This window comes from Pseudotenacibaculum sp. MALMAid0570 (assembly GCF_040151415.1).
Lineage (GTDB): Bacteria > Bacteroidota > Bacteroidia > Flavobacteriales > Flavobacteriaceae > Polaribacter.
The window spans coordinates 292,409-305,333 of the sequence record NZ_JBDKWF010000050.1 but is presented as its reverse complement, the minus strand read 5'-3'; the positions used below and the strand labels follow the sequence as shown (position 1 = coordinate 305,333).

At 32.9% G+C, this 12,925-nt stretch carries 12 protein-coding genes; 5 read left to right on the top strand and 7 right to left on the bottom strand.

Features of this window, described 5'->3' with window-relative positions; translation table 11 throughout:
- Position 1 precedes the first annotated feature (1 nt).
- From AAON49_RS13650 to AAON49_RS13640, 3 genes are all read left to right on the top strand, one after another.
- Positions 2 to 562 carry a Crp/Fnr family transcriptional regulator gene (locus AAON49_RS13650; RefSeq protein WP_349555374.1) on the top strand — a complete coding sequence of 187 codons (561 nt, stop codon included), beginning with the start codon at positions 2 to 4 and terminating at the stop codon, positions 560 to 562.
- A 66-nt stretch (positions 563 to 628) separates the two neighbouring features.
- Entirely contained in the window at positions 629 to 1,159 is a 531-nt protein-coding gene (locus AAON49_RS13645) for a hypothetical protein (RefSeq protein WP_349555372.1), read from the top strand.
- A 155-nt stretch (positions 1,160 to 1,314) separates the two neighbouring features.
- The gene (locus AAON49_RS13640; protein WP_349555371.1) at positions 1,315 to 3,156 is read left to right on the top strand and encodes a mucoidy inhibitor MuiA family protein; all 1,842 of its coding nucleotides are present in this window, start codon (positions 1,315 to 1,317) and stop codon (positions 3,154 to 3,156) included.
- Here AAON49_RS13640 and AAON49_RS13635 read toward each other — a convergent pair.
- From AAON49_RS13635 to AAON49_RS13620, 4 genes are all read right to left on the bottom strand, one after another.
- Complete coding sequence (locus tag AAON49_RS13635) at positions 3,153 to 4,130, bottom strand: polyprenyl synthetase family protein (RefSeq protein WP_349555370.1); 978 nt, start codon at positions 4,128 to 4,130, stop codon at positions 3,153 to 3,155. The two genes, AAON49_RS13640 and AAON49_RS13635, sit on opposite strands and share 4 nt — an antisense overlap.
- A gap of 55 nt (positions 4,131 to 4,185) precedes the next feature.
- Positions 4,186 to 5,226 (bottom strand): dual-specificity RNA methyltransferase RlmN, encoded by a 1,041-nt coding sequence (gene rlmN / locus AAON49_RS13630; protein WP_349555369.1) that lies wholly within the window; start codon positions 5,224 to 5,226, stop codon positions 4,186 to 4,188.
- A 70-nt stretch (positions 5,227 to 5,296) separates the two neighbouring features.
- Positions 5,297 to 6,346 (bottom strand): tRNA preQ1(34) S-adenosylmethionine ribosyltransferase-isomerase QueA, encoded by a 1,050-nt coding sequence (gene queA, locus AAON49_RS13625; RefSeq protein ID WP_349555367.1) that lies wholly within the window; start codon positions 6,344 to 6,346, stop codon positions 5,297 to 5,299.
- A 153-nt stretch (positions 6,347 to 6,499) separates the two neighbouring features.
- Entirely contained in the window at positions 6,500 to 7,729 is a 1,230-nt protein-coding gene (locus AAON49_RS13620) for a 3-phosphoshikimate 1-carboxyvinyltransferase (protein ID WP_349555366.1), read from the bottom strand.
- 57 nt (positions 7,730 to 7,786) lie between these two features.
- Between AAON49_RS13620 and AAON49_RS13615 the strand changes: the two genes are divergently transcribed.
- Positions 7,787 to 10,897 (top strand): VPS10 domain-containing protein, encoded by a 3,111-nt coding sequence (locus AAON49_RS13615; protein ID WP_349555364.1) that lies wholly within the window; start codon positions 7,787 to 7,789, stop codon positions 10,895 to 10,897.
- A gap of 27 nt (positions 10,898 to 10,924) precedes the next feature.
- Here AAON49_RS13615 and AAON49_RS13610 read toward each other — a convergent pair whose 3' ends face one another.
- Together AAON49_RS13610 and AAON49_RS13605 are read right to left on the bottom strand one after the other, a co-directional pair.
- Complete coding sequence (locus tag AAON49_RS13610; RefSeq protein WP_349555362.1) at positions 10,925 to 11,173, bottom strand: hypothetical protein; 249 nt, start codon at positions 11,171 to 11,173, stop codon at positions 10,925 to 10,927.
- Between the two features lies 1 nt (position 11,174).
- On the bottom strand, positions 11,175 to 11,501 hold the full coding sequence (locus tag AAON49_RS13605; protein ID WP_349555360.1) for a nucleotide pyrophosphohydrolase: 327 nt from the start codon (positions 11,499 to 11,501) through the stop codon (positions 11,175 to 11,177).
- Between the two features lie 128 nt (positions 11,502 to 11,629).
- Here AAON49_RS13605 and AAON49_RS13600 point away from each other — a divergent pair, with 128 nt between their 5' ends.
- Positions 11,630 to 12,004 (top strand): hypothetical protein, encoded by a 375-nt coding sequence (locus tag AAON49_RS13600; RefSeq protein ID WP_349555359.1) that lies wholly within the window; start codon positions 11,630 to 11,632, stop codon positions 12,002 to 12,004.
- Positions 12,005 to 12,013: 9 nt separating this feature from the next.
- Here AAON49_RS13600 and AAON49_RS13595 read toward each other — a convergent pair whose 3' ends face one another.
- The gene (locus AAON49_RS13595; RefSeq protein ID WP_349555358.1) at positions 12,014 to 12,874 is read right to left on the bottom strand and encodes a phosphatase PAP2 family protein; all 861 of its coding nucleotides are present in this window, start codon (positions 12,872 to 12,874) and stop codon (positions 12,014 to 12,016) included.
- Positions 12,875 to 12,925: the final 51 nt, after the last annotated feature.

Genomic DNA, 12,925 nt, shown 5'->3' with positions numbered 1-12,925 from the left:
TATGATTTCTTTTTTTGAACAGCATGCTTCTTTACTTGAAAAAACTCCTCAATTAGCAGAGGATTTTCAGAGTATTATGTCTTTTGAAAAATTCCCTAAGCACCATATCATACATTCAGAAGGTTCTATATGCAATCATATTTACATTATCATTTCTGGAATCGCAAGAGTTTTCTACTACAAAGATGGTAGAGATACCAGTTGTTATTTTGCAGCAGAAAAGGAAACCATTACAGCTATTGATAGTTTTATTCAACGAAAGAAAAGCAAATACTATATTGAAACTTTGGAAGAAGTTGAAGCTTTTAAAATTTCGCATTTAGATTTAGAAAACTTATTTCAAAGTCATCCCGAATATGAACGATTTGGTCGTTTGTTTATGCAACAAAACTATATAGAATTGGCTGAGAGAATTGATGATCTTCAATTAAAAACAGCTCAAGAACGCTATGAAACATTGGTAGAAAAAAAGCCACATTATCTTCAACGTATTTCTTTAAAGCACATTGCTACTTTTTTAAATATTACCCCAGAAACTTTAAGCAGAATACGAGGAAAGTAATTTCTTGACAATTGTCAAGAAGATTGTCTTTTTTGTAAAATAACTTTGTAGAAATAACTCGTTTTTATGATCATTTCTAACAAGTTAGAGTACTTTTATAAGGAAAATAATCTTCCCGAAAAAGGCGGAGAAAATGACCGTTTCTTTTTCATAAATCTAAAACTTTTCACTCTTAAACTTCCCAATCCTAAATTCAGAAGAAAAGTAATTCACATCCATGATGTACAGCATGTTTTATATGATTGTGATACCACTTGGAAGGGAGAATCTTTTATTTCTGGCTGGGAGATTGCTACAGGTATGTGGAAACATTTACCTATAGGACTCTTTAGTCTAAGTGGTATGGGAGTTGGGGTGTTCTTACATCCAAAAGAAGTTTATCTTGGTTATAAAAAAGGGTTAGAATGTATAGGGGTTATCGATTTAAAAATTCCAAAAGAGCAATTGATAAACTTATCTGTATCAGAATTAAAAACAATCATTCAAAAGAAAAAGCCTTCAAAATTAAATTGGTTTTCATTTTTGTTTTGGTGTTTTATGGGCGTTCTATTTAATATTTTACCTTTCTTACTTCTCATGATTTTCTTCTTGTTCTAAAAAAATAGAGTTTGAATCTGATCTGATATAAGCTCAAAAAATCAATCACTTCAGATTTTTACTTGTTTACTAATCCAACTTAATACTTAACTCATTCTTAAATTCTTAAGCTCATATATTTTCTAGTTTTACAGGAAACTATTAAATATAAAATTATGAAAAAGGTCATCGTTTTTTTACTATTTTTAACAGTAAACCCTGTCTTCTCTCAAGACAAAGAAATCAAATCTAAAGTAAATTCTGCAACTGTTTTTTTAAACAGTGCTCAAGTAACAAGAACAAAAAACGTTCAATTAAAAAATGGAATTCAAGTTTTAAAATTTGTAGAGTTATCTCCTTTTATTGACAAGAAAAGTATTCAGGTTAAAGCAAAAGATATAGAAATTCAGTCCATTAACTTTCAAAAGAACTATTTAACTGGTTTAAAGAAAAATGAAACTCGTTTATCTTTAGAAGATTTGCTACTTGTTTTGGATGATAAAATCGATCTTGAGAATATAAACCTCTCATCTATTCAAGATGAAATTCAGTTTTTAAAAAGTAACAGAAGTATAGGCGGAAATCAAACACTAACTGTAAATGCTTTAAAAGAAGCCTCTACATTTTACAGTAGTCAAATGAAAAATTTAAAAACAAAGGAGTTGACTGTGAAGAACAGAATCAAAAAATTGCAAAAAGAAAAAACAAAGATTCGTAAACAGATTAATGATCTGACTCCACAAAAAGAGTTTGCTTCTGGAGAAATATATATCAAAGTAAAATCAAACTCTATAAAAACAATTCAATTTCAATTAACCTACAATGTTTCTAATGTAGGCTGGTATCCTTCTTATGATATTAGAGTAAAAGATATTAACTCTCCTTTATATCTCACATATAAGGCTAATCTCAAACAAAACTCTCAAGTAGATTGGAATAATGTAAAACTCAGTTTTTCATCTGCAAATCCAAGTCAATCAACAAAAGCAGGTAAAATCACTCCCTATTTTTTAGATTACGGCTCTTTCCCTCCTAATTACAAAGGAGAGTTGGACGAAATCTTTGGTTACGTAAGAGATTCCGAAGGACCTTTAATTGGTGCTTCTGTTATTGTAAAAGGAACTACAATTGGGACGGAAACGGATTGGGATGGTAGATATAGTATAAAAGTTCCTGATAACAATTCAACATTAGTGTTTTCTCATTTAGGATTTAAAACAGTAGAACGAAGAGCTTACAATAGAAATATAAACGTGACCATGGAAGCTAGCGAAGTATTAGATGAAGTTGTAGTTACAGCTTATGCTAGTTCGAATATAAGAAGAAAGCCAAACGCAAAATTGTCTCAAAAACTCCAAGGAAAAGCATATGGCCTTTCTTCTTCAATTCCAACTAAAAAAATCATCAATCAAACATCTGTAAGTTTTGAAATTATAGAGCCTTATACTATAAAATCTAGCAATAAAGATTTTGTAATTTCCATGAAGTCATATCAGTCTGCAGCGAAATATAATTACTATGCAGTTCCTAGAATTGAAGAGAATGCCTTTTTAGTGGCTAGTTTAGGCGATTGGGAAAAATTCAATCTTCTTGAAGGCGAAGCTAATGTGTACTTTGAAAATACTTTTATTGGCACTACGTTAATTGACACTCGATTTACTGAAAATCAATTAGACATTTCTCTTGGAATGGATAAAAACGTAAGTGTTCAGAGAACGAAAGCTAAAGATTTTACAACAAGACAATTTATTGGAAGCAAACAAGAAGAAACAAGTGTTTGGGATTTTACCATTAAAAACAATAAAACGGAATCTATACAAATGACCGTTTTAGATCAAATACCTGTTTCTACAAGAGAAGAAATCAGAATTGATTTGGATAAAGAGTTTGACGGTAAACTGAATAAAAAAACGGGAGAAGTAGAATGGAAATTTGTATTAACTCCTAAAAACACTCAAAAATTAAAGCTGAAATACTCGGTGAGGTTTCCTAAAAATAGAAGGTTGATAATCGATTAAATCTTACGTTCCACCACATAATCAATCATCTTAATTAATGATGATTTATATTCAGAGTCTTGGTAATTGTCTAATATTGCCAAGGCTTTGTTTTTGTAGTCATGCATTTTCTCGGTTGTATATTCAATCCCTCCGCTTTTCTTTACAAAAGCAATGACTTCTTTCACTCTTTTTTTATTCTTATTGTGTTTTTTTACCGAATTGATAAGCCATGCTTTTTCTTTCGGAGTACAATGGTTTAAAGTATAAATTAATGGCAGAGTCATCTTTTGCTCTTTGATATCTATCCCTGTAGGTTTTCCTATTTTTTCTTCTGAATAATCAAATAAATCATCTTTGATTTGGAAAGACATCCCAATATATTGTCCAAATTTTCGCATTTGCTGAATGGTCTCTTGGTTGGCTCCTACTGAAGCCGCTCCAATTCCACAACAAGCAGCAATTAATGTTGCTGTTTTTTGACGAATGATCTCAAAATATACTTCTTCAGTAATATCTAATTTCCTAGCTTTCTCGATCTGAAGTAATTCTCCTTCACTCATTTCGCGAACAGCAATTGAGATGAGTTTTAATAAATCAAAATCTTCATTATCTATAGAAAGTAGTAATCCTTTTGACAATAAAAAATCTCCAACCAACACTGCAATTTTATTCTTCCATAGTGCATTGATTGAGAAAAAACCCCTCCTTCGATTGCTATCATCTACTACATCATCATGAACTAATGTTGCTGTATGAATTAACTCTACAATAGATGCTCCACGGTAGGTACGTTGATCAAAACCTCCGTTAGAGACCATTTTTGCAACTAAGAAAACAAACATAGGACGCATTTGCTTTCCTTTTCTACGTACGATATAATAAGTGATTCTATTTAAAAGAGGAACCTTGGATAACATAGAATCTTTGAACTTTTCTTCAAAGAGTTCCATTTCCTTTTGAATGGGATATTTTATTTCCTCTACAATCTTCATAAAAGAGCTGCTAAGTTACAAAGTTGAATTGTAAAAATAGAAAAGAAAACAACAGTTATGACTTATTTGCTAACTGTCCACAAGCAGCATCAATATCTTTTCCTCTAGATCGTCTAACATTTACCACAATATCATTCATTTCAAGATTTGAAATATAATTATCTAATGCTCTTGAACTTGCTTGTTGGAATTCACCATCATCAATTGGATTGTATTCAATCAAATTCACTTTACTAGGAATGATTTTGCAAAAATCAACCAAAGCTTTGATATCTTCTTTTCGATCGTTAATTCCATCCCAAACTACATACTCGTAGGTTACTTTCCGATTGGTTTTTGCATACCAGTATTTTAAAGACTCAGCCAAGTCTTGTAAAGGAAAGGTTTCATTAAATGGCATAATGGAGGTTCTTACTTCATCTATAGCAGAATGTAATGAAACAGCTAAATTGAATTTTACTTCATCATCAGCCATTTTTTTAATCATTTTAGGAACTCCGGAGGTAGAAAGTGTAATTCTTTTAGCTGACATCCCAAGTCCTTCTGGTGAAGTAATTTTATCTATCGCTTTTAGAACATTATTGTAATTCATTAAGGGTTCTCCCATTCCCATAAAAACGATATTAGACAACTTATGATTATGATAGTGTCTACTTTGTTGATCTATTGCTACTACCTGATCATAAATTTCATCTGGATTTAAGTTTCGCATTCTTTTCAACCTTGCAGTGGCGCAAAACTTACAATCTAAACTACAGCCAACCTGACTAGATACACAAGCAGTTGTTCTAGTATCTGTTGGAATTAAAACAGATTCAACAATCAAACCATCGTGCAACCGAATTCCGTTTTTTATAGTTCCGTCTGAACTTCGTTGCATTGAATCTACCTCTATATGATTGATAACAAAATTCTCTTCCAACATTTCACGAGTAGCTTTTGAAATATTGGTCATATCTTCAAACGTATGCAATGATTTATTCCATAACCATTCATACACTTGATTTCCTCGAAAGGCTTTATCACCATTTTTCACAAAGAAGTCTCTTAATTGTTCTTTGGTTAAAGCTCGTATATCTTTTTTCTTTGGTTTCATTTGTTGCAAAAATACAAAACCTCATAGTAGCTACTATGAGGTTTTGAAATTTATCTTTACTATATTCTATTTACAGGATCAGCATTGCATCTCCGTAAGAATAGAACTTATATTTTTCTTTTACTGCTTGTTCGTAAGCTTCCATTACAAAATCATATCCTGCAAAAGCAGCAGTCATCATTAATAATGTTGATTTTGGTGTGTGGAAATTTGTAATCATACTATTTGCAATACTAAAATCATACGGAGGGAAAATAAACTTGTTAGTCCATCCTTCATATGAATTTAATCTATTACTAGCAGAAACAGAAGACTCAATAGAACGCATTACAGTAGTTCCTACAGCACAAATCCTTTTTTTAGTTTCAATAGCATTGTTGATTGTATTTGCACTAGCTTGAGGAATAATAATTTGTTCTGAATCCATTTTATGTTTCGACAAATCTTCAACTTCCACAGGACTAAAAGTTCCTAATCCAACATGTAATGTCAGCTCAGCAAAATCAACTCCTTTAATTTCTAAACGTTTCATCAAATGTTTAGAAAAGTGTAAACCTGCAGTTGGTGCAGCAACAGCTCCTTCATGTTTAGCAAAGATAGTTTGATATCTTTCTTCATCTTCAGGCTCAACATCTCTCTTAATATATTTAGGAAGTGGAGTTTCTCCAAGTTCAATTAACTTAGCTCTAAACTCTTCGTAACTTCCATCAAACAAGAAACGTAAAGTACGCCCTCTAGATGTTGTATTGTCAATAACTTCAGCAACTAAACTATCATCTTCACCGAAAAACAACTTGTTTCCAATTCTAATTTTTCTTGCAGGATCAACCAAAACATCCCAAAGTCTGTTTTCTGCATTCAATTCTCTTAATAAGAAAACTTCAATTCTAGCTCCTGTTTTTTCTTTGTTTCCAAACATTCTTGCCGGAAAAACTTTGGTGTTGTTTAAAATCATCACATCACCTTCGTCAAAGTAATTGATTAGGTCTTTAAACAATTTATGCTCTATTGTTTGCTTTTCTCTGTTTAGAACCATCAAACGAGCTTCATCTCTATGCTCAGAAGGATATTCAGCTAATAAATCTGCTGGCAGATCAAAATTAAAATTAGATAATTTCATATGAGTTTTCTATTATTTTCTAATGGAATTTGTTAATCAAAACTGTCAACAATTTTTGCTAAAATCTAGCTTATTTCATTGGAAAGTTTTTCTAACAACGGCGGCAAATATACGATATGCAAATAGGGGTTGTCAAGTGTTTGACTGATTAATTTATATTTCTTTGAATTGAAATCCTATTTGTTGTAAGTCTGACCAAAAATTTCGATACGATTTGGTCACAACATTGGCATCTAAAATTGTCAAAGGAACTCTCATTGCTAAAGGGGCAAACGCCATTGCCATACGATGATCATTATACGTTTCAATAGCTACATCTTTATTAAACTTATTAGAAGTCTCTAAATGTAAGCTGTGATTTGTTATACTAATCTCTGCACCTAATTTCGTTAGCTCAGCTTGTAAAGCTTCTAATCGATCTGTCTCTTTAATCTTTAACGTATGTAACCCTGTTAAGTTACAGGCTATTCCCAATCCAAAACAGGTCACGGCAATTGTTTGCGCAATGTCTGGAGCTTTGATTAAATCAACTTCTAAAGCAGTTTCTTTTGAGTTTGATACTTTCTTCAGTTGAATGGTATTCTCATTAAAAGATGTTTCTACTCCAAAATGATTATAAATTTCGCTCAATACAAAATCTCCTTGTAAACTCTCTTTTTTGTATGCGGTAAGTTTAATTTCAGAACCAATAGCACTCAAAGCAATAATAGAATAAAAATATGAAGCCGAACTCCAATCAGATTCTACTACGATAGTTTTAAGTTTAGCATTCTTTAAAGATTGTACTTCTATTTTTTGTCCTTCAAACTGAGTTTCAATTCCTATTTGATTTAATAAACTTAAGGTCATCTGAATGTATGGAATGGAAGTAATATCGCCAAGCAATTCAACTGTCAGTCCGTTAGGCAAACTTGGGGCAATTAATAATAAAGCAGAAATGTATTGACTACTTACGTTCCCATTGATTTGAACAATATCATTTACAAGTTTTCTTCCAGAAATTTTCAAAGGCGGATACCCTTCTTTTTCCACATAAGAAATATCAGCTCCTAAGCTTCGTAAAGCGTCTACTAAAATCTGTATGGGTCTATTGTGCATACGATCGGAACCAGACAGAACTACTGTTCTGTTGTTTTGCGTCGCAAAAAATGCGGTTAAAAACCGCATAGCGGTTCCCGCGTGTCCAATATTAATTTCTGTATCCGATGTTGTTAAAGCATGTTGAAGATGATGTGTATCATCTGAATCTGATAAATTCTCAATAGAGATTCCTGAGAACAACTTTTGTATGATTAACAATCGGTTAGATTCGCTTTTCGAACCAGAGATAAAAACGGAATCTTTTATTAATTCACTTTCTACACCTTCTATATTAATATCCATAAAAATTTAACTCTGATTTTAATTCCTTAAATTTAGTCTCCTTAAAACAAACTAACCATGTTCAAAAAAATACTTTTTGTCTTTGTATGCCTTTTTGTTTTTGAGAGCTACAAAGTTAACGCTCAAAAAAAACCGACCAAAAATTCTTTAGAATATTTTAGCGCCACCAAATGGAGAAATATTGGCCCCTTTAGAGGAGGAAGAAGCGCAGCCGTAACAGGTGTTCCAGGAAAAGCCAATCTTTTCTATATGGGCTCTACCGGAGGTGGTGTATGGAGAACTAATGATGCTGGGAATACTTGGGAGAACATTTCTGACGGATTTTTTGGAGGATCTGTAGGTTCTGTTGCTGTAAGTGAATGGGATCATAATGTAATGTATGTTGGAAATGGCGAAAAAACCGTTCGTGGAAACGTTTCTTCTGGTGATGGAGTTTGGAAATCTGTAAACGCAGGAAAAACATGGGAACATGTAGGCCTTAAGAATGCTCGACATATTCCTAGAATAAGAATACATCCAAAAAATCCAGATATTGTTTATGCTGGAGTTCTAGGTGACTTGTATAAATCTTCTCAAGAAAGAGGTGTATACAAATCTACTGACGGTGGAAAAACTTGGAACAAAAAATTGTTTGCTAATAAAGATGCAGGTGTCATCGATTTAATCATTGACCCTAACAATCCAAGAATTTTATATGCAACTACATGGAATGTTCGAAGAACTCCCTATAGTTTGTCAAGTGGAGGTGATGGTTCTGCACTATGGAAAAGCACTGATGAGGGTGAAACTTGGACCAACATTTCTAAAAACAAAGGATTACCAAGCGGGATATGGGGAATTAGCGGAGTTACTGTTTCTCCAGTAAACTCAGATATTGTTTGGGCGTTAATTGAGAATAAAAAAGGTGGTGTCTATAAATCTACTGATGCCGGTAAGACTTGGAGTCTGATTAATAACGAAAGGAAGTTACGTCAACGTGCTTGGTATTATACTCGTCTGTATGCAGATACTCAAGATGAGAATATTTTATACGTATTAAATGTTCGCTATCATCGTTCTACAGATGGTGGAAAAACTTACAAAACTTACAATGCACCTCATGGAGACCATCATGATTTATGGATTGCTCCTGAAGACAATCAACGTATGATTATTGGTGATGATGGTGGTGCACAAGTATCTTTTGATGCTGGAGAAAATTGGAGTACTTATTTTAATCAGCCTACTTCTCAGTTTTATCGAGTGACTACCGACAATCATTTTCCATATAGAATTTATGGTGCTCAACAAGACAATTCAACTGTGCGTATACCTCACAGAACCCAAGGGCGTTTTATTGGAGAATCTGATTGGGAATCAACAGCCGGTGGTGAGAGTGCTCATCTAGCTATTGACCCCACCAATAATGACATTGTATACGGAGGAAGTTACGGAGGTTTACTAACTCGTAGAAATCACAAAACAGGAGAAACAAGAGCGGTTAATGTATGGCCTGATGACCCTATGGGACATGGAGCTGAAGATTTTAAATATCGTTTTCAGTGGAATTTTCCCATTCTATTTTCACCTCATCAAAAAAACAAATTATATGCTGCTTCTAATCATTTGCATGTAACATACAACGAAGGGCAATCATGGGAAATTATCAGTCCTGATTTAACTAGAAACGACCCTAAAACCCTTGGGCCTTCAGGTGGGCCAATTACCAAAGACAACACAGGAGTTGAATATTATGGAACCATTTTCGCGGTAAACGAATCTAAATATGAGAAAGATCTTATTTGGGCTGGCTCAGATGACGGATTGGTTCATGTAACCAAAGATGGTGGAAAGAATTGGACCAATGTTACACCCAAGAAAATGCCCGAATGGATGATGATTAACTGTATTGAAGTAGATCCTTTCACAAAGGGTGGTGCATATATCGTAGGAACAAAATACAAAACAGGAGACTATCAACCCTACATCTACAAAACTGAAAACTACGGGAAATCTTGGAAGTTAATTACCAATGGAATTGGAAACGAAGATTTTACAAGAGCTCTACGAGCCGACCCTAAGCGAAAAGGGTTATTATATGCCGGAACAGAAAGAGGTATGTATATATCTTTTGATGATGGGAAAAATTGGCAAAACTTCCAACTAAATCTTCCAATTGTTCCAATTACAGATTTGGCAATTAAAAACGATAATTTAATTGCTGCTACTCAAGGTCGTTCTTTTTGGATGATTGATGATTTGACACCTTTACATCAATTAACCAAAGATGTTCTTAAAAAAGACGTTGTCTTATTTAAACCGCAAGACAGCTATAGAATGAGTGGTGGTAGAGGAGCAACTTCAAGAACACAAGGAACCAATCATCCTGGTGGCGTTGCCATAAACTATTACATCAAAGAACAGAATAAAAAAGATGTGGTTTCTCTAACTATTTCAGAAAGCAATGGAAAGGTGATTAAAGTATATAGTACAAAACCTAACAAAGAGAAAAAAGAAGCAAAATTAACTGTAAAGGATGGCAACAACATTTTTTATTGGAATATGATGTACCCTGGCGCAGAACGTGTTCAAGGAATGATTTTATGGTGGGCCTCTTTAAGCGGACCTATGGCTTTACCTGGAGATTACAAGGTTACATTGAAAGTGGGAGAAAAATCAACAACGCAAAATTTTACAATTTTAAGAAACCCTATGTCTGAAGTAAATCTAACAGATATGAAAGCTCAGTTTGATTTTATCAATGACATCAACACAAAGGTTACTGAAATTCACAAAGCTTTAAAGAATGTAAAAAAAGTAAGAGCTCAAGTAAAAACACTTAAAAAATCAATTAAGGATAAGAAGAAACACAAAGAACTTATAGATTTTGCTGATGCATTGGTGAAAGATATGACCAAAGTTGAAGAAACTTTGTATCAGACGAAAAGTAGAAGTAATCAGGATCCTTTAAATTTTCCAATTCGCTTAAATAATAAGCTAGCTCATTTGAACTCACTTACTAGAATTGGAAGTTATGGACCAACACAACAAGCGATTGATTTTAAAAATGAAATTAGTAAAGAAATCGATAAAGAGCTTGCCAAGTTATATGCAATGTTTAATACACGCGTAAAAGAACTCAATAAAAAAGTAAAAGATAGTCAGATTGATTTTATTCAATTAGATTAAATAAAAAAGCGCCTTAGAGGCGCTTTTTTATTTTGTATTTCTTGTTGTCATCCAAAGACCATAAACAACACTAATAATTACTTTAAATCCGAAAAATCGAATCCAACCACCGTTTGCAAAATTAACTTCGTTTACTTTGGCAAAATCCCCAGCAAAAATATCTCTCCAACTATTCATTAATAACATAGCTACAGTAAGTAGTATAAAAAAAGGAATAGCAATCTTTGCAAAATTGCTCCAAAAACCAGGCTGTTTTATTTTTCTTAATAAACTCATTTTACTTTAGTTTTTCATTGTTATGGTGACGATTATGATCACGTTTTGTTTTGATGTCCAATTTCTTTTCAAACGACTCTTGTAAATTCACTCCTGTTTGATTGGCCAAACACAATACTACAAATAAAACATCCGCCAATTCTTCTCCTAAATCTTTGCCTTTATCAGATTCTTTTTCACTCTGTTCTCCGTATCGTCTTGCAATAATACGAGCAACCTCTCCTACTTCTTCTGTTAATTGTGCCATATTAGTGAGTTCATTAAAATAACGAACTCCATGGTTTTTAATCCAGTCATCAACCTGTTGCTGTGCGTTTTGTATGTTCATATATATCTTATTATTTAACCACAGCAAAGGTAAGAACTTTTGATGTGGTTTCTTTTTATATTGACTTCTTGACAAAATTATTTTACATTCGTTATCTATCACAAATTTTAACTTAAGTATTTATTACAATGATTGAATCTCTAAAAGGTTTAAATGTTTTTTTAAGCGTGTTGAAAGGACTCGTTGGTATCAAAGATAAGATTGACGAAAACCAAGAGAAATTGATTCGAACTTTAGGAATGGCAGCTAGAGAAACTGAAGTTGCTATTAACAAGCTTAAAAATGGAGAGAATACAGTTCCAGATTTAGAAAATACAATAGCTTCAAAATGGGTAGAAGCATCTGCTTTACTTAAAAAAGAAGACAAACAATTGGCACTTACTTTATATGCAAAAGGACAAGCATGGACAAATGTTAAAGAATGGACAGATGAAGATTTTGATACGGCTATCTCAAATATTAGGATGGTTGACCAGTATGTAAAGGAAATATTAAGTGCTTAAACATTACCTCTAAAATCGCACTACAACTCCTACTCTTCCTAAACCTAGTTGTAAGTCCCACTCGAAATTAGATTTTTGAGTTATTTCATTGTATTTCTGATCATACTTTTTGTCTAAATACTTATCAATAGCTTCTACAATAAAAATACTAGTTGCAATACTAAATGCAACATCGGAAATCCAATGGAAACGGTCTACAATTCTAATAAAACCAGGTATGGCTCCAACAGTATAAATACCTGCTTTTACCCAAGGATTTTTAAATTGCTTAGCTATGGCATAAGCATTTGTAAACCCTAGTATTGTATGTCCTGAAGGAAAAGAATCATAGTCTTTGACTCTATCTATATGAAAGGGGTCAAAAACATCGGAACCTACATTAGCTCTTGGTCTTGCTCTACCTACAATTCTTTTTGTTACTTGTTGAAATAACCCAGCAGCAGATGCTGAAGAAACTAATAAAACTCCTGTTCTTCTCAGTTTTTCATCTTTAGTAAACAATCCTGTTAAATACACAGCTCCTGTAACTAAATAATTTCTATTTGGGCTTCCGTATTCATTTCCATAATCTGCTAACCATCTTGGAACATCTCCCCTCCATCCATTAGCCCAACGATCTACTTTACTATCAACAAAATATAATGCAGTAGTTCCTCCAGCTACATATAAAAAATTATTCCATTGTTTTTTCTCCCAATGTAAAGGTCTCGTATAAGCATGCCCCATACCACCAAAAATATTTTCTATGTCATAAGTAAATTTTTGCCATAGGTTTCTATCTTTATTTAATTTAAAATCTGAGGTATTATCTTGTGAAAATGAACTGTAAAAAACAAAAAGACATACGGTGATTATAAGGAATTTCTTCATAATATTCATCAGCTAAAAGGGTAGTGCAAAATACATATTTCAAATGATTTC